The sequence below is a fragment of the Paenibacillus sp. FSL L8-0340 genome (assembly GCF_038593145.1).
Classification (GTDB): domain Bacteria; phylum Bacillota; class Bacilli; order Paenibacillales; family Paenibacillaceae; genus Paenibacillus_AQ.
On record NZ_CP151967.1, the window covers coordinates 2,290,788 to 2,309,672 of the forward strand.

The 18,885-nt window shown below is 43.2% G+C and carries 15 protein-coding genes; 8 read left to right on the forward strand and 7 right to left on the reverse strand.

Annotation, left to right across the window (positions count from 1 at the left end; all coding sequences use genetic code 11):
- Positions 1-36 precede the first annotated feature (36 nt).
- Entirely contained in the window at positions 37-507 is a 471-nt protein-coding gene (locus tag NST07_RS10025) for a hypothetical protein (RefSeq protein ID WP_342481467.1), read from the reverse strand.
- 777 nt (positions 508-1,284) lie between these two features.
- Between NST07_RS10025 and NST07_RS10030 the strand changes: the two genes are divergently transcribed.
- From NST07_RS10030 to NST07_RS10040, 3 genes are all read left to right on the forward strand, one after another.
- A complete protein-coding gene (locus tag NST07_RS10030) occupies positions 1,285-1,722 on the forward strand; it encodes a hypothetical protein (protein ID WP_342481468.1) in 438 nt (145 codons plus the stop codon).
- A gap of 153 nt (positions 1,723-1,875) precedes the next feature.
- Entirely contained in the window at positions 1,876-2,319 is a 444-nt protein-coding gene (locus tag NST07_RS10035; protein ID WP_342481469.1) for a hypothetical protein, read from the forward strand.
- A 60-nt stretch (positions 2,320-2,379) separates the two neighbouring features.
- On the forward strand, positions 2,380-7,326 hold the full coding sequence (locus tag NST07_RS10040) for a hypothetical protein (protein WP_342481470.1): 4,947 nt from the start codon (positions 2,380-2,382) through the stop codon (positions 7,324-7,326).
- Positions 7,327-7,875: 549 nt separating this feature from the next.
- Here the strand turns inward: NST07_RS10040 and NST07_RS10045 are convergent.
- Entirely contained in the window at positions 7,876-8,418 is a 543-nt protein-coding gene (locus NST07_RS10045) for a hypothetical protein (protein WP_342481471.1), read from the reverse strand.
- 32 nt (positions 8,419-8,450) lie between these two features.
- Positions 8,451-8,759, reverse strand: a complete 309-nt coding sequence (locus tag NST07_RS10050) for a helix-turn-helix domain-containing protein (RefSeq protein ID WP_342481472.1) — start codon at positions 8,757-8,759, stop codon at positions 8,451-8,453.
- Positions 8,760-9,218: 459 nt separating this feature from the next.
- Between NST07_RS10050 and NST07_RS10055 the strand changes: the two genes are divergently transcribed.
- The 5 genes from NST07_RS10055 (at position 9,219) to NST07_RS10075 (ending at position 14,505) form a co-directional block, all read left to right on the forward strand.
- Positions 9,219-9,560, forward strand: coding sequence for a helix-turn-helix domain-containing protein (locus NST07_RS10055; protein ID WP_342481934.1), 342 nt, complete (start codon positions 9,219-9,221; stop codon positions 9,558-9,560).
- Between the two features lie 359 nt (positions 9,561-9,919).
- Positions 9,920-10,162, forward strand: a complete 243-nt coding sequence (locus NST07_RS10060) for a transposase (protein WP_342481473.1) — start codon at positions 9,920-9,922, stop codon at positions 10,160-10,162.
- A gap of 259 nt (positions 10,163-10,421) precedes the next feature.
- Positions 10,422-10,799: a transposase gene (locus tag NST07_RS10065; protein WP_342481474.1), complete on the forward strand. Its 378-nt coding sequence runs from the start codon at positions 10,422-10,424 to the stop codon at positions 10,797-10,799.
- A 2,616-nt stretch (positions 10,800-13,415) separates the two neighbouring features.
- Entirely contained in the window at positions 13,416-13,877 is a 462-nt protein-coding gene (locus NST07_RS10070; RefSeq protein WP_342481475.1) for a helix-turn-helix domain-containing protein, read from the forward strand.
- Positions 13,867-14,505: a hypothetical protein gene (locus tag NST07_RS10075; protein ID WP_342481476.1), complete on the forward strand. Its 639-nt coding sequence runs from the start codon at positions 13,867-13,869 to the stop codon at positions 14,503-14,505. Before NST07_RS10070 ends, NST07_RS10075 begins: the two co-directional genes overlap by 11 nt.
- Before the next feature lie 240 nt (positions 14,506-14,745).
- Here NST07_RS10075 and NST07_RS10080 read toward each other — a convergent pair whose 3' ends face one another.
- From NST07_RS10080 to NST07_RS10095, 4 genes are read right to left on the reverse strand one after another with little or no spacing between them, the layout of a single operon-like run.
- The gene (locus NST07_RS10080) at positions 14,746-15,876 is read right to left on the reverse strand and encodes a YheC/YheD family protein (RefSeq protein ID WP_341091443.1); all 1,131 of its coding nucleotides are present in this window, start codon (positions 15,874-15,876) and stop codon (positions 14,746-14,748) included.
- Entirely contained in the window at positions 15,858-16,376 is a 519-nt protein-coding gene (locus tag NST07_RS10085; protein WP_038588879.1) for a hypothetical protein, read from the reverse strand. The genes NST07_RS10080 and NST07_RS10085 overlap by 19 nt, the downstream gene beginning before the upstream one ends.
- A 25-nt stretch (positions 16,377-16,401) precedes the next feature.
- Positions 16,402-17,514 (reverse strand): YheC/YheD family protein, encoded by a 1,113-nt coding sequence (locus NST07_RS10090; RefSeq protein ID WP_341378015.1) that lies wholly within the window; start codon positions 17,512-17,514, stop codon positions 16,402-16,404.
- Positions 17,511-18,881: a YheC/YheD family protein gene (locus NST07_RS10095; protein ID WP_341091448.1), complete on the reverse strand. Its 1,371-nt coding sequence runs from the start codon at positions 18,879-18,881 to the stop codon at positions 17,511-17,513. Before NST07_RS10095 ends, NST07_RS10090 begins: the two co-directional genes overlap by 4 nt.
- Positions 18,882-18,885: the final 4 nt, after the last annotated feature.

Consider the following 18,885-nt stretch of genomic DNA (forward strand, 5'->3'; position numbering starts at 1 on the left):
ATGATTTGATAAGACTCAACCATTATTAACTCTAAATCATTCACCGAAACTCGCTTTGAGTTCATCTAATCTTGCGGTGGCTGCTACCACTTCTTCAAGCTCTGCACCTGTCAAAGATAAACTGTCGATTTTTTCAATAAAACTACTCATAAGTTCGATTTCATCCATGGATGCAGCAATATCGGCTCGTAATACAAAAGCTTTGTACTGTAGTGTTAATGTTGCTTCTTCATCTTTCGAGAACACAAGGTCAAGCACTTTCGCTGCGTCAGCGGGTTTATCTTTGGCATAGGCCAATTGGTAGGCAGTTTCGAAGGCAGTGGCAAATCTTGACGGAGGGTCTTGTTCAGTTGGCATGGATAAGGCATGCTTTTGTCCAATTATCAATCGATTTCCGGCAGGGTCGATGAGGTTGAATCTCCGATCCTCTGCAAGATTATTGACCTTGGTGATCCTAGGCAAACCTTTGGAAGGGACCTTGTGATAGGCTTTTTTAGATTCCCGCAAAATTCGTTGTACACAGCATCCACGTCTGGAACATTTACATAGCACATACTGTAAGAGTTTGCGGGTTCCAGTTTTTTGAGTACAAAAAAATGTAATTCCGCAATCCGGTGACGGACACAAGCGTAAAGGTTGGGTTTGGCTTGCCGATAAGTTATTTCAAAACCTAATGCTTGGTAGAAATTCAACTGTTCGTCTATGGAGCTGCAAGGAAATATAGGGATTGTTGTCCCGCCGTTACTGATTGTTGACAAGTTTCGAACCTCCCGAGAGTTTACTGTATTTCAAGAAATCAGCTTACCCTCTAATAGTACAACATTCGTGCAAATGATAAGGTTTACCCGAATATCTCCTTATTTTTCAAATGAATAACATAATGAACCCGTCAACAACTTTAAGGATTATTTGAAGGTTACAAAGTCTGTTTAGTTTAATGGAGATCGTGTTATCTGAGTCATTCATATGAATTACACTAACTTTTTAAATTGAGAAGTACAGGATTATCATCAGGTAGCTAAAATTGTATGAACCGTTTGAGTTGAGATGTAGTTCTTGTTGAGAATCTTAATGTTTGTTCAAAATACCGTTCTAATCTTGACTCGTAAGACAGGGTTACTATTCATTTTTTTCTTTATTGTTCCGATAATTACATTAAAAGGATGAACTGTCTGTCAATTTACCTAATACAATGTTAAGCATAGGAGTTATGGGTTCAAATGTAGGAAAATAAATTCGACGAGGGGAGAATTTATTGAGTAAAAGAGTAAAAAGGGGAGACGAATGGAGAAATTGATAAAGACATTACTCCAAGCCATTCTTTATGTACTAATAGTTATTGGATTACATCTAATTTTAATCTATTTACTTGAGATAAGAATAGAAGTGTGGGGGACAGGATTATTAAAATTCTCATTTAAGGTATACTTTGTGCCGCTATTTTTATGTTTTATTAATTCCTTTTTGTTTATAAGGACTCAGAGGATAAAGTACCATGTCATCTGGTTTCTGTTAACTACGCTCCCAAATTTTTTACTTTTGTTATTTTTCAAAGCAATACAAACTAGTGGAGATAGTGAGGATGCAGTTGTCGTTTCTATTGAATTATTCCCAAAATATCAGGTGGAAATGCTCATTCTGCTTCCTGGGAGTATTTTAGTAATCCAATTTATTATGGCTTTATATTATCTCATCAAAATTAGAAAAGAAGTTAAATCATAATTCAAGCATCATGGTGTTTAGTATGTGGTTGCGTTGCGGGAGTATATGGGGCTCTAAAATCAACCATAAAAGTCCAATCTATACAGTGGAATGTTCTTTTAAGATGTTAAAAATCTATCAGATTCTTACTGTATACCTGTGAGGTGTAGATAATTGAAAAACAAATTAATTACTAGGATAAGAGCAATTTCACAAGTGGTATTTATTGTGATTTTGCATTTATTTGTTATCCATATTACGGATTTAACAGTAGGAAAGTGGGAGAAAGAAGAGATAAGGCAAATATTTATAGTTTATTCTGTTCTAATAATTCTAATGTACGTAACTTGCATGATGTCATTAGTAACAAAAAAGTTAAAATATAATTTAATTTGGTTTTGCATAAGTACTATTCCTAGTTTTAGTATTCTGTTTTTTCTTAATAAAATTCAAGGGAATAAGGCCACTGGATCTGGTTTTATTGATTTTAAATTTGACGAAGGTTTTGTTGAGTTGATGATTTTATTTCCTTTTTCGTACTTGTTAATACAATTAGGTCTAGTTGTAGCGCTATGGATATTGAAATTCCCAAAAAACAACTTCCCAAAAAACAACTAATGCATTTCTTGGTATATGTTTGCATTATCATACTTTATAAATTTAAAGGAGGTTAAGTGTGTGAAAAAAACATGGAAAATCTGGTTGTGTTTAATAATGATTATTTCCTTATTTAATGGATCTGGATTTGGTCGTAATAGTGTTATTTATGCTGAAGAATTTACACAGCCAGATGTGCTTGATGATAAAATTCAACTTGATTCTAATGGTAGTTCAATCGGAATATTGAGCACGTCAGTCTATCCAGATAATGCTGAGGTAAAGTTCGGGGAAAAAATATACATAAACTATAGTTTTAATGACAGAGCACACCCAGTATTAGTAAACATCTATAAGGATAATGAATTATTGTCAGATTATATTTACAGGAGTTCAAGTTGGGGGGAGAGATTTTCTTATGAACCAAGAGATGAAGGAGAATATAGATTTGTAGTTCAACCTACTGATTCAAGTAGTTACACAAGAGATTGTACAGTTACTGTTTACAAAGATAGAATAATATTCATTCCAGGGATTATGGGAAGTGAATTGTTTTTAGGTCAGGATAAGAAATGGATGCCAAGAGAAAATGCTAATGCTATTTCTGACATTCTCAATTTGAAAATGAAACCTTCTGGAGAAAGTGTTCAAAATATTAGTGTTGGTCACAGTATAGATGATTATTATAGTGGTATACGATCATTTTTTGATAACGAAGGTTTTAAAGTTATTGATTTTGCATATGATTGGAGGACTCGTACAAGCGATAGTGCGGAAAAGTTGAAAGAAGTTATAGATTCTGAGCAGGCTAGGCACCCTTATAGTAATTACTATGTAATAGCTCATAGTATGGGGGGAGTCGTTGCCACTGAATTTATAAGGCAGGGTAATGGACATTTGATAAAAAAATTGATTACTTTAGGAACTCCTTTTCTTGGTGCGCCACAAGCAGCTTATATGATGGAAACAGGAAATATTTCAGAAGATGACTTGCAAAACCTGGCTATCCACGTTCCCGTACAAGAAATTGTACGAAATATCCCTTCAATATTTGAGTTACTTCCCACAAAAGAATACTTTAATTTTCAAACAAATGGATATATAGAGTTAAGAAGAATTCTGGGTCCCGATAAGACAAGGAGGGAGGTAATAAAGAAATATGATTTTAATGATACTGTTCAATTTTTAAAAAACAATTCAGCACAATTTTATAATAGATCATTGTTTGATCAAGCTATTAATTTCCACTCATCTTTAGATGTAGTCAATAATCTAAACAGTGTGGATTCATACTATTTTGTGGGGGATCAAAAACCAACATTTGGTAAAATGGTTTACCGTATTTATTCTGAATATAATCCTTATTTTATTCTTGATGATGTTAGAAATGTACAGGGTGATGGTGTTGTGCCTGTTTCTAGCGCTACAGCTGGTTTTCAACTTGATTCAACCCGGACTTACTACGTAAAAGCCTCACACATTGGCCTTGCAAAGAATGTTAATGTACAGAAAAAAATTCTGAACATATTAAAGGGACAACCTAATGTTCTTGTTCCTAATATACGAACCACAACAACTGGGACAAGTACTCTAAAGTTTAAAGCTGAATGTCCTGTAGAACTGCATGTCTATGATTCTTCAGGAAACCATACTGGACCAAGTGGTCCTGACAACTTTGATTCTAGTATCCCTGATGCTAAGTATTTTACAGATGGCGAAACAAAGATTGTTTTAGTAAACAATGTTGAAAACTATAAGGTTCGTATAGTTGGCACTGGAAATGGCGAATTAACCTTTTCAATTGTTTGGGCAAGTGAGAATGATGTTGAAGATAAAACATTGCGTTTTGATAATGTTACTGTTACTCCTGGTTCAATATTTAAAGCTGATGTTAATCAGAATGGGCAAGTAGTGCTTCAAGTAGATCAGAATGGTGATGGTAACTTCGAAGGTAGCGTTAGTCCTTCTGTACAATTAGATCTAGGAGGAACTCAAGACGAAACAATACCAACATTAAGCTCACACGTTGCTGGAGTAAAAGGTGTAAATGAATGGTACGGTAAGAACGTTTATTATAATTTAGCCGGAGACGATAATGCATCTGGTGTTTATAAATATTTTTATGATCTGAATAATTCGGAGTATAAGGAGTATGTTGAACCTATAACACTACCTGATACTGGAATATATAATTTCAAATCTTATGTGAGAGATAAAAATAGAAATGATTCCGAAGTATTAACAGAAACGGTGAAGGTGGATACTACCAACCCGACCGTACCAATAATGACGGTAAATCCTACAGCATGGACGAACAAGTTTGTCACGATTACATTAGCTGGAGGAACAGATGCAGATAGCGGTTTTCAAAAATATCAATACAAGATCAACCATGAGGGAGAGTGGAAAGACTATACTGCGCCTTTTGTGATTGATACAGAAGGATTATACAATGTTTACGCCAGATCAGTGGACAATGTATTTAACCTTAGTGAAGAAGTAACTGGGGTAGCTAAAGTTGATAAAACCAATCCCCACAAACCGATTATGACAATTGAACCATCAATATGGACAAGTCAGTTAGTCACCGTTACTTTGTCAGGTGGAACTGATATGGATAAGGGTATTCCGAACAGTGAATTTCAAAAGTATCAATATAAAATAGATGATGGAGAATGGAAAGATTATACTACACCTATAATTATCGATACTGAGGGTTTATATAAGGTTGTAGCTCGATCAGTGGATAATGCTAATAACCTAAGTGATGAAGTTTCTGGAGAGGCAAAAATTGATAGGACAAACCCAATAGTACCCAAAATGACAATTGAACCATTAATATGGACAAGTCAGTTAGTCATCGTTACTTTGTCAGGTGGAACTGATATGGATAAGGGTTTTCCGAACAGTGAATTTCAAAAGTACCAATATAAAATAGATGATCGAGAATGGAAAGACTATACGACACCTATAATTATCGATACTGAGGGTTTATATAAGCTTTTAGCTCGATCAGTAGATAATGCTAATAACCTTAGTGATGAAGTATCTGGAGAGGCAAAAATTGATAGGACAAACCCAATAGTACCCAAAATGACAATTGAATCATCAAAGTGGACAAATCAGTCGGTTACCATAACATTGTCTGATGGAACAGATACGGATAAGGGTATTCCGAACAGTGAATTTCAAAAGTACCAATATAAAATAGATGATGGAGAATGGAAAGATTATACTACACCTATAATTATCGATACTGAAGGGTTATATAAGATTTTAGCTCGATCAGTGGATAATGCTAATAACCTTAGTGATGAAGTTGTTGGGGAAGCAAAGATAGATAAGACAAATCCAACCATCCCAGCAATAGTTCTGAGTGAAGATGTTTGGAGTAATGAAAATATTAGCTTTACTATACTTGATGGCGAAGATAATCTGAGTCACGTTAAGAACAGTGAATATAAAATAGGCTTAGACGGTGAGTGGATAGTTTATAAAAGCCCAGTAATAATTAGTTCCGAGGGAACAACAACTGTTTTTGCTAGAACAATCGATAATGCAGGAAATATTAGTAACAAGTCTGCGAAATCAATATATATTGATAAAACTGTACCTACCAAGCCATCCAATTTAACGATTCCTTCTGATTTAACTGGTAAGGGATTAACAAGTATACGTTTAAAATGGAATCATTCTATAGATACATTAAGTGGGATTAATCGATACGATATTTATGCTAATGCTAACTTAGTGGGAACAACCAAAGATAGTACTTATCTTGTACAAAATTTAACACCAGGTACTTCGTACAAATTCGAAATTAGAGCATTTGATAATGCAGGGAATTATAATAGCCAATATATTACGGTAAGTACCAGAGATACCATGATAGCTGCTTCTAATGCATTTAGTGTTTGGTTACGGGGTGACGGAACCGTATGGACCTGGGGACAGAACAATCAGGGGCAATTGGGAAATGGCAGCCAGCTGAATAGCAGTACGGCCTTACAGGTTGCGGGACTAGAGGACGTGGTGGCTGTATCGGCGGCCGGAGATACAACGTTGGCGTTGAAGTCGGATGGAACGGTATGGTCGTGGGGGAGTAACAGCAACGGCCAACTGGGGAATGGAAGCATCACGTCGAGTTCGGTACCGGTGAAAGTCACAGGACTCAGCGGAGTTATTGCCATAGCATCAAGCGACAGGCATAGTCTGGCCTTGAAGAGTGACGGGACCGTGTGGAGCTGGGGGTATAACTACAACTATCAGTTGGGGGATGGAACGGGAGTCCAGCGGTTAACGCCGGTCAAGGCGGTAGGTCTAAGCGGGATCACGGCGATTGCTGCTGGAAGCGGCATTAGTTTGGCCTTGAAGAATGACGGGACGGTGTGGAAAACGGTAATTTCAACGTATGCCAAGATCGACAACCTTTCTGGCATTAAGCAGATTGCATCTGGAGCAGAACACCAACTGGCCTTGAAGGGGAATGGGACACTCTGGGCATGGGGATCTAATAAATATGGAGAACTGGGAAATGGAATGACAAGTGTAAGCATTTCGGGAGTGGTGCAAGTTCCGGGAATGGATGGAGTCGTTGATATAGCAGGCGGCAAATATTACAGTCTGGCAGTCAAGAGTGACGGAAGCGTATGGGCATGGGGATACAACAACGGAGGTCAATCGTGGGATGGGACCCAGACGAACCGTTGGGCTCCGATTCAAGCACGGACTGAGTGGAATCAGAGAAGTGGCGGCAGGAATCACCCACAGTATGGCCAAGGGCAGGGACGAAAGAATATGGTCGTGGGGGAGCAACGAATATGGCCAACTGGGAGACGGAAGCCTGACCACCCGGTTGACACCTGTGTTGGCACAGAGCAACGGAGCGCCACAGGTAGTCCTGACCACGCCGTCGGGAAGCTGCAGGAAGTACCGACAGTAGTGGGGATTACAACACCAAGCATTGGTTGGAATCTCAAAACGACAGTGCGGGGACTACATTTACCGGATTCCAGGTACAGATTCTGATGAATCTGGAGAAGTAGTGCTGGATTCGGGGGAATTGACTCAGAATACGACCAGCAATACCGCGAGTTGGACGGTTCCAGATAATCTTCCCAATTACAAATTGTTAATGGTCAAGGTTAAAGTGTTTGATGGTGTATTATGGTCGGAATGGTCAGAGATTTGTTATTTAATAATTGAATAATAAAGCTTTCTTCTAGTGAAGAAACAGAACGCCTCAGAAATAAAGCATATCGGATGATATGTAGTTAATCTTGAAGGTGTTTTTGTGTTGATTCTAACTCAGCAGAATAATGATTATGTAGTGAGTTTGTAGCCGGATTTCTATTAATGGATGTGGTTACGTCCAATTTTAATAACCTAAGAGGTGTTTCAGAACATCGAGGTAGAAGCTATTGATTATTTAGCTATATAAACCGCAATTAAGTTTATAACCTAACAAGGAGACGATCTATCGTTTCCATGCTGTTTTCATTATTCGTTTCTTATAAAATTTATACCATTATTATTTTCCAATCCGTGACAATTTTTCAAATGATAAAGCACCACTGTTCATTTCTTATCAAAATCAATATCCTTCAACGGGGCGTTGAGGTTTGGACTGTATGCGGCAGGAAGACCAACTGCAGACGCGGATTTCCCTTCGCGCGTTTTAACTTCGTAGCGTGATGTATCCGACTGTTGTCCAAAATCATGGCGATTTTCCCACTTGGATAGGCAGAGAGAAGATTCCAGAGAAAATCGAATAAAAGCTGCGGTATCCGCCTTTTTCTTCTTCTTGGCGATGCACCTTGCCGGTTTCATAGTTAATCGCACCAAACAATCAGCTCCTTCGTGTTTGCCATATGTCGGCACTTTACGTTGTTTACCCCGAGGAAACCAGTTATATTGAAGGGCTTGGTAAGAGCGAATCATGGATTCGTCTTCAAACAGCAGATGACTGGACCTTTTCAGTCTCCACCTGCTTCTTGAGCTGCGAATGTGTGCTTTAAAAGAAGGCTTGGGCCTCTCATCGGCATTAGCAAAGCGCATAGGCGTTTTTGGTAAAACTGAATTCATCCGTTTCATCGCACTGATTCCACGCATTCGTGTCATGTAGACGCCAAACTCCCGCTGAATCCATTCGGTCACCAGATGGAAGAGTCCAGTGTAACGGCTTCAAACCCTACATCGGCTGGCTGTTGTTGTTCGACATCGAAGCGAATCGACGGCGTTGTTCCTCCGTAAGTTTTTTTCGGTTGTCCGGGGGAATGATCCATCTCTAAACCGGTTAGACCCTGCGCTTGGTAGGCTTGCCAATAAATACTGATGGTTTGGCGCGTACGGCTGAGTAACTCACCGATCTCGTCAAAGGTGTCCCTCGAGACGGGGAAACGAACCGCTAGATATCTTTCGTAAAGCCGTTTGTCTGAGGTTTGTTTCATTGCTGTATTCAACCGTTCAATCTCTTGGTTGTTGTTTTCATTTTCATCGCCGCCTCGGATTCATTTACAATCTATTACCCGATTTGGCGATTGGAAGACATAAGTTGGTTTCTTAATTACGTTCTATATAAATGTTAGAATCAAAGAAATTATAAGGGATTTCAGCCGAGGGAGCCCTCATTGTTTGGGACTTTCCTCAGACATATTTGGGAGAACAGAACTAGTACCTTGACCGATTTTAATTCTAGTTTTATGCTCTACCTATAAGAAAAATATGGAGGCTAGCAGATGAACAAAAAATACGAGATTCGACTTGAACCGAAAGAACGCGAATGAATCGAACAACTTCTCCATGCCGATTCGACGTCGCCCGGCATTCGCCGCCGCTGTCTCGTGCTGCTGCTTTCGGACGAAAATCAAGGTGTCATCCCCAAACAGACTGAAATTGCCAGTCGTTCAGGAGTCAGTAATGTGACAGTCTATTACACGGTAAAAGACTATTGCACCCGCGGGTTGGATCAGACGCTCCGTTACCGTCGACGCGATGAGCCGGCACGTCCTTCACCGATCACCGGTGAGGTGGAAGCCCGAATTATTGCGCTAGCTTGTTCCGAGCCTCCAAAGGGGTACGCTCGCTGGACCATTCGTTTGTTGACGCGTCGAGTCATCGAACTGAATATTTTTGGAATCTGTCGGACGAGAAACCATTCGGACGACTTTAAAAAACAAAACTTAAACCTCACCTTGAAAAACAATGGTGCATTCCCGCCAAATCGAGCAGTGAGTTCGTCGCTCGGATGGAAGACGTCCTAGAGACCTACGCCCTTGCGTATGACCCTGATATCCCCCTCATTTGGCATGAAACAGCCGATCCAACTGCTCAATCATTCACGGCCTCCACAAACCATGAAGCCTGGACAGGTTCTACGAGAAGATTACGAATATACCCGGCAGCTGCTGCAGCCTGTTTCTGTTCACGGAGCCGCTCGCCGGAGGCGTCACGTGCAGGCTTCGGAAAGACGGACTAAACTGGGATTGGGCTCTGCAGATCCAGGAGTTACCGGAGGTCTACTATCCAGAGGCGTAGCAGGTTCGGCTAGTGATGGACAACTTGAATACTCAAGGCCGATCTCGTCTCGTATGAAACCTTTGCACCTGAACACGCATTAGCCTTGGCAAAACGGCTCGAGATCCATTACACCCCCAAGCATGGCAGCTGGTTGAATATCGCAGAAATTGAACTCAGTGTTCTGACGATTCAATGCCTGAACCGCCGAATTGCCTCCATTGAAGAATTGCAAGTCGAGGTGTCCGCTTGGGAAACCGAACGCAACCGAATCCAGAAATCCGTCGATTGGCAATTTACCACTGAGCAAGCACGAGGCAAATTAAAGCATTTATATCCTGAAATTTGATCTGGTCAAGGTACTAGGATGTGTCTGAAAACTAAATAACATGGTAAGATTTTGAGAAAAACGAATGGAGCGTCAAGCATGATTCAAAGACGGTACGAAATAAGTGATGAAACAGTGATCAAATTAAGTGGTATGTTTCCACCCTACAAAACAGGGCGTCCGTCAAAATTAAGTGAAAGAAAACCATGTTTAACGCTTTTCTATGGATCGCTCGAAGTGGTGCTGCCTGGCGCGATCTACCGGAGGAACGCTATGGTTCATGGAAAAACGGTCTTACAGTCGCTTCTGCAAGTGGCGAGATACCGGACTGCTTGTCGCGATCTTCCAAGCTCTTCAGGTCGAACCTGACTTTGAAAACTTGAGCATTGATTCTACATCAGTCAAAGCCCATCAACATAGTGCCGGTGCTAAAAAACGCCCCAGGACACGAAGTGAATCAGCACATCGGCGTCAGTCGTGGCGGAAAGACAACCAAACTTCACACCGTTGTCGATGGATTAGGAAACCCCTCGCTTTTCTTCTGACGGGTGGTCAAGTCTACGATTCCGTTCCAGCGATCGATTTACTTCAGAAGCTTGATATTACAGGAAGTCATATTCTTGGCGACAAAGCTTATGGCTCAGAAGTATTGAATTGATTACAGCTACAGGCATCCTACACCATCCCACCTAAAACGAATAGTCAAAACCCATGGAAAGTCGATTGGTATCGCTACAAAGAACGCCACTTAGTGGAGTGCTTTTCAATAAAATCAAACACTTTCGCCGTGTGGCTACTCGTTACGACAAGTTGGCCAAGTCATTCCTGGCGTTTGTATACGTAGCTGCCATTTTCAACGACCACTTTGGGGAGTTTTCAGACACGACCTAGTATTTCGAAACGTTATCAGTAAGCAACATTCAACTCAATAACACATGCATCATAGATGTGGCAGGAACAGTTCAACTGCTCTATGGTTGTCAGTATTGAGAATATATTGCTCCTTATGGATAAGGAGCCTGGTTTTATTGAGCCTCAATATGAAAATGCTGTAATTCCCAGTCTCATCTTATTGGCAATTGTGATCTGCTATCTATTATTCATAATATAAATTTCAATAAAAAACAATAATTCAAACCCGGATGATAGTCTGTTTTATTGTTACTTATTTTTCTTCTTTGGACCTAGGTTTGGGATGGATATCTGATGTAGACGATTATTTCCATAAAGAGCATAGAGAGCAATGGGCAGTTCATAAACAAAATCCAAGCGATATTAACAATCAACATATTTCATATCTAATCGATTTGAAAACAAGTGAGAAAAGAGTAAAGGAGTTAAAAAACATTATTATGTTGCAGTACTAGTGAAACAAAGTGAGGTAGCCATTACTAAAGATGAGGTCGGATTTTTTGCGGAGAAGGCTAAAAAAGTAAAAATTTAAAAAAGTGAGTTTATTATTTTATGATAAATCTAAAGCGAATTCTATAGAAATATATATGAATTATGAGAAGGGTATTACACACTGCTCTCCAACCTAAGAGTGTGAGGAAATGGAAATAATAGAGAATAAATAAATGACCTGTTGTTATTTCTAAAACAGCCGCCCCTGACCCATTCAGATAAGCTATTGTTTGGCTTGAGTTCATCTAATCTTGCGGTGGCTGCTACCACTTCTTCAAGCTCTGCACCTGTCAAAGATAAACTGTCGATTTTTTCAATAAAACCACTATAAGTTCGATTTCATCCATGGATGCAGCAATATCGGCTCGTAATACAAAAGCTTTGTACTGTAGTGTTAATGTTGTTTCTTCATCTTTCGAGAACACAAGGTCAAGCACTTCGCTGCGTCAGCGGGTTTATTCCGCGCATAGGCCAATTGGTAGGCAGTTTCGAAGGCAGTGGCAAATTCTGACGGAGGGTCTTGTCTTCAGTTGGCATGGATAAGGCATGCTTTTGTCCAATTATCAATCGATTTCCGGCAGGGTCGATGAGGTTGAATCTCCGATCCTCTGCAAGATTATTGACCTTGGTGATCCTAGGCAAACCTTTGGAAGGGACCCAGTGATAGGCTTTTAGATTCCCGCAAAATTCGTTGTACACAGCATCCACGTCTGGAACATTTACATAGCACATACTGTAAGAGTTTGCGGGTTCCAGTTTTTGAGCACAAAAATGTAATTCGGCAACTGTGACGGACACAAGCGTAAAGGTTGGGTTTGGCTTGCCGATAAGTTATTTCAAAACCTAATGCTTGGTAGAAATCGGGAACCGTTCGGTTCATGGAGCTGCAAGGAAATATAGGGATTGTTGTCCCGCCGTTGATTGTTGACAAGTTTCGAACCTCCCTGAGAGTTTACTGTATTTCAAGAAATCAGCTTACCCTTTAATAGTACAACATTCGTGCAAATGATAAGGTTTACCCGAATATCTCCTTATTTTTCAAAAGAATAACATAATGAACCCGTCAACAACTTTAAGGATTATTTGAAGGTTATATAGTCTGTTAGTCTATTGCAGATTGTGATAATTGTTCCGATAATTACTTTAAAAGGATGATCTGTATGTAATTTTGTCCTGTGAGACAAATGGAGAAATTGATAAAGACCTTACTCCAGCCCATTCTTTATGTACTAATAGTTATTGGATTACATCTAATTTTGATTTATTTTCTTGAGATAAGGATAGAGGACTGGGGGAAGGTGATTATTAAAATTCTCATTTAAGGTATACTTTGTGCCGTTATTTTTATGTTTAATTTAATTCCTTTTTGTTTATAAGGACTTGGAGGATAAAGTACCATGTCATCTGGTTTCTGTTAACTACGCTCCCAAATTTTTTACTTTTGTTATTTTTCAAAGCAATACAAACTAGTGGAGATAGTGAGGATGCAGTTGTCGTTTCTATTGAATTAATCCCAAAATATCAGGTGGAAATGCTCATTCTGCTTCCTGGGAGTATTTTAGTAATCCAATTTATTATGGCTTTATATTATCTCATCAAAATTAGAAAAGAAGGTAAATCATAATTCAAGCATCATAGTGTTTTGTGTATCGTTGTGTTGCAGCAGGAGTAACTATCAGATTCTCACACCCACATTGCATATTCCTGCGGGCACAGCATCGCTTTGCGGTAAGTGCCGCTGCCCCCAGTGCGGGCAATGTATTTATACGGAGACGGGTATATAAAAACCACAAAATACCACTTACCAATTGGTTGAATTATGGTTGAATTATAAGCTGTTGTGATATACTAATTAAAGGAGGTGCTTCTGATGTCAAAGGTTAAAGATAATTTGCTTCACTTTCTGAAGAAGGTTGAGTCGGGTGATGTTACTGCTCAAGACATTCACAATGCACAGTCCATTTTAAATTCTTCTGTCATTATTCCGTCAAGTAGTGTACTGAGAAAAGGAAACACGAGAATTCGCTTAAGACATCGGTTTGGATTCACCCCAGCCTTAAAAGACATGCTCCAATCGAACGAGTACTACACGGTCCAAGAGGTTGCTCAACGCTTCAATGTGACGGATAAAGCAGTCTATAAATGGATTAAACAAAATAAAATTGAGTGGGAGCGAACCAGTCAAAATAGTAGGGACATCCGTATTCCCAAAAATCAATTTAAAAGTCCTCCTGCCAAAGCCAAGGCCTCAAATCTGGAAAAATCAATATTCAATGATGCTGTTGAAATGGAACTCGTTAAACGCCAGGATCTATACCGCGATGAAGACTAAAATTGTAATTTGGGATGGTTGTATACTCGCTGATCGGTTTATTTATCGTAACCATAGGGTTCGCAAGGAATTCGACCGGTTGTATGATTTGCACATCAACGGTCTTGTGGAATTCTGCCTGCCCAAAGCGGTTCAGGCAGAATTCTATGGATTGCTGCGCTCAGGGGGAATAGCAATTCGCATGGTAAAAGATGGACCGATGAGACCGGTTGCTTTTGAACATGACAAACTTATGCCACTCTTTAGGATGTTCGCCGGAATTTTTAATGTGGAATTTCTAGATTCATTAGCGCATATAGCTTGGCCTGAATTCTCAGACGATTATAAACTGATCGTCGATGAGATCTTGCATGAAGAGTATGGGTGGCGTAATAAGGGCCAAGATGTGATTGAGGAGTATTTGGGAAAAACAATTGCTCTGTTACAAGAGGAAGCGAGAAAGGAACGGGCGCGTAAGAAGCCACTGAAGGATGTAGATGATTATCCGGTGATGGCCGCTGCTATTATACATAATGCTGATATCATTGTGACTTATAATCTTAAAGATTTCATTGACCCGTTCGGCAGAATTCGTGTAATGAATCTGGATATGTTTCTATCCCCTGAAGTTCAGGAGGCTTTGTTTTGAGATTTGCTTCAATTCTCCATGTTCCCTTTGTTTCTTGTTTATAGTTTTCATCATCCTTCAGAAATATAATAATTCTTTTCGTATATGCATCTTCTAGCATCCATGAGTACCGAGGGGTATAAGTAAATATTGTCTCAATCCTCTGAATAGTTTTTTTTGAAATTAAACTCAACTTTCACAACAACAACCGCCCCTTCTGAATCACTCAGAGAGGCGGTTGTTTGGCTTTGAGTAACAGATTTACTCTTCAGTTGTCTTTACCGGACTCGGCGTGTTCTTGTTCTTATACACCCACATCGCATATTCCAGCGGGCGCAGCATCGCTTTGCGGTAAGTGGCGCTGTCCCCGGAGCGGGCGAAGACTTCGCGGGCAGGCTTGGGATTGACCTCCAGCACGTAAATCTTTCCCTCACGGTCGATGGCGAGGTCCAGCGCCAGCTCGCATAGGGCGCCGAAGCTGTCCTCAAGGAAGGCGGCGGCTTCAAGCCCAAGCTTTTCAGCCGTTTTCATGGTTTTGGACGCTTTTTCTTCGCTGCCGAGCCATTTCTTCAGCAGGACCTCCGCACGTACCGCATGTCCGCCGCCGTGAAGGTTAGACGTTACGCTGCGGGCTGCTCCCACCCGGCCGGCCATGCCGGTCAGCTCCCACACGCCTTGGCCGTTCTTTTGCACTAGCATGCGGTAGTCGTGGTAGCGCCCGCTGGGCAGGCGCAGCGGGATGCCCTGCTGGACCAGGAAGCGTCCGCCGAGGCACCATTGGCGCACAATGGACTCCAGACGGGTGAGCGACACCTTGCGGGGGGCAATAATTTGCCGGTTCTGGCGGCGTCCCTGGATATCGTAGAGTTGCTTGCCGTCCCGCTGCCGTTCAATCCGCAGGATGCCGCGTCCACCGGTGCCGTTGATCGGTTTGACGTAGACGACAGGGCTGAATTTCAGCATCCGGTGCAGATCGGCGGAAGACTGATATAGCAAAGTTTCCGGCATATGCTGGCGGAAGCGGCTTTTCTGCGAAAAGGTCTGGTGGACCGTCCATTTGTTGCGCAGCGGCCGGTTCAGAAAGGTAAGATGACTATAGCGGGAGCGGAATCTGAGCAGCTGCTGAAAGCGGGAGCTGCGCTGGATCCGGCAGCGGTCATAGATCATGTTCGGGAATGGCCGCCATTTGCGTGACCATTTGCCGCTTTTAACATCGTAGACAAGCGCGTGAATCTGTTCTTTGCTGACATGCACATCGGAAGGAGTAAACACAAAGACATCCAATCCAATGCGGCTGCCTTCAATAATCATCCTCCTGTATACACTCTTCTCTTCAAGCTGTTTGGCGTCGTTCAGGTATAGTGTAAGGATGCCTAAGACGGGTTCTGGCACAGGAGCTCACCTTCTTGTGGGTAAATTTCCACGCTGCCTCTGCTCTGGGGCGACCGCAGCAGCAGCGTGGGCTTGCCGGTAGGTCCGCTCTTCAATGCCACAGCGGCAAGCCCGCTGTTAAAGCACATCTTCAGGCTTGCCGTATTGTCGGTAGCGACGTTGCATTCCAGGCGGCCGAGCCGCTCCAGCTGCCCGGACAGCAGGGCTGTACCGGTATGTCTATTCCGGTATAGAGGATGGACGGCAACAAGACAGGCTTCTTTGCCGTAGCCGGATACGAAGCTCACGCCTGCCAGCTGACGGCCGCTTTGACCGCGTACGGTGGCGACAAGCAGGGAGACGCCCGGCTCGGCAAGCTGCTCCGGAGTCAGACGGGCCAGCATCCTGCATGCACGAAGCGTAATCCGCTGCTCCCCGTACTCCCTCAAAAATTCCAGCAGCCCGGCCAACCTGGAATTCCACTGGCCCGGACTGCTGTCATAGATAGAGGATATCTGCATGGCGTGTCACTTCCTTTACAGGTTTCTACTTATTCATGCGGGCCAAATGCTGGCTGTACTGAAAAATCCGCTCCAGGGACAGCTTGCGGATGGCCGGTTCGTCGAATTTCATCGGCCGCGAGTTGGCCTCGAAGAACCACAGGTCGCCGGCCTCATCGACACCAAGATCCATAGACATCTCACCCAGCAACATTTCGGAGGCCCGTTCAATCTGGCGGGCAATCAGCAGCGCGGTGGTGGGGACATTCTTGAGAATAGCTGCGGCTCTTTCTGGACCGAAGGTTCCTTCCAGCATGGTTGCCGGTTCTTCAATACTGCCGCCGCGCGGCACATGGGTTGTTATGCTCCGGGCACCAGCCAGTCTTGCACCGACTCCGGTCACTGCCCAGGCTCCCCGGCTATTCTTTTGCAGGAGCACCCGCAAATCAAAAGGCCGCCCGTGGTGTGTTGCGAGCTGAATGGCCTGCTGCACAATATAACGGGATTGTTTTTTCTCCTTGCTGATCCGTGCCCACAAGCGGTCCATGGAGGCCGCTTTGTAGGTCGCGTTCTTTTTGCCGCTCTGTATCTGCAGCCTATAGGGCAGGCTTACATCCTCACGGTATTTTAGCCGCATAATTCCCTTGCCGGCTTTGCCGCTTTCCGGCTTCAGGTAGAGACTGTCATGAGTACTCAGCATGGCGATAAGGGTGTTTGCGCTGCGCAGCCGTCTCGTTTTGGGCACATGCTTCGAGGTTGCGCGCGATGCCTTCAGCCATTCAAACAAATCCCATTTATTAAAAAAACTCGGGTTGTAGAGCTTGATATGGTCATGCCCCAGGCACTCGGCAATTTTGCGGGCGACTGGTGCTTTTTCTTCTTCTTCACGATTGGATATCCGGTTATAAATGACTTGCGGCAGCGGGACAGGAATGCTGTACCACAGCTTGCCGCTGGGGGAAGGGACGTAGCCGTTCACCGTCCGCTCCTCCAGCTTTAAATCACGCGTAGTCACAACGTACACAAGAAAGCCCATTTCTCTGCCGGTGCGGATAATGTCGCGGAAGTTATTGCGGTTGCCGCGAAATTGCTTTACTCTGTCACTGGTCGTTAGTATAGCTATTACGGGTTTGCTGGGGTCAGGGATTCGGCTGTTCACAGATCATCCCTCCTGCGGAATTTGCTGAGATAGAGACAATGCTCCAGGATGTGCTCAATGGAAGCTTTGCCCTCAGCGCGCAGGGAAGGATGGCGGAAGATCGAGCGTCCCGGTTTGGCATTAGCCTCGAACATCCAGATATCTTCATCCTGGTCAATTCCAAGGTCAAAGCCGATTTCGCCAAGCAGATGGTGATGCTGGGTCTCCAGCGACTCGGCCAGCCTGACGGCGGTTGTTTTCGCCCGCTGCAGCACTTCATCCGCTCTGGCGCCGAATACGCGGCCCAGGGCCTGTTGCGGTGTGAGCAGGGCCCCCCCGTTCTTCAAATGGGTGGTCACACTGCCCCTGCCGGCTTTTTTGGCTCCGATGCCTACAACCACCCATTGATTGCTGCCGTTCTTATGCATATGGAAGCGGAAATCAATGGGGCAGGAGTCAATTTCGATCAGGCGGATGCCCTGCTGCACTACATAATTACTGAGGCTTTGGCCATGGCGGGCGCGCAGCATGCGCATTAGGCTTTCGAAGTTGGTAAACCGCAGCAGCACATTTTTACCGCTCTTGCGGTACCGGGCGAAGTAGCCTTTCTTCGGCAGGTAGGTGAGCCGGTAGATTCCGTGGCCAAGACTGCCTGCGGAAGGTTTGTAGTAGACAAAGTGATGCCGTTCGAGCATCTCCCGCATTTTATCCGGATTTGGATTGCTGTGCGTTTCCGGTACATAGCGGTTTGCCGCCCCGTCATTTTCCAGCAGCCGGTAGATATCTGATTTATTGAAAAAGCTCCAGTTGAAATACGGGATTCTCTTGCGAGCAAACCGTTCACGCAGCTGGTTGATATAGGGGGACACCTCGGCTCTGCGGCTGGGCAGACGGTTATACACGACATCCGGAAGCGGTACTACTTTGCGTTCGAATTTGCCGTTTGCATTCAGGAAGAAGCCGTTCACCTGCTCCTGCTGCCAGTCGATGTCACGCGGCATGAAGGCGAAAATATAACATCTGTTGCTGCCTTCCCGCAGGAGCTGCTTAATAAAGCCGGTGCGGGACCCGAAGGGGCTCGTCGAGGACCCGGGGCCGTCGGACAATACACCGACCAGCGGTCCAAGCTGTACTTCATCCTGCAGGTTGCGCAAATAGACGCCGCCTGATTTGGGGACCTTGATTGCACTCTTTACTCCAGTGGCGAGGAACAGATGCTTGCCGGCACGTTTGATCGGTTTGATCGTTGCCGGGATGGCATCTTTTCCGAGCCGCAGGCGGATATTTTTCTTGCCGGTTAGTTTCAGGCTTTTCATCAGTTCACCCGAGACGTAGACAACTCTTTGGGGCTGCTTGGTGAAATGCACATTGCAAAAAGTGAGACCCATTTAT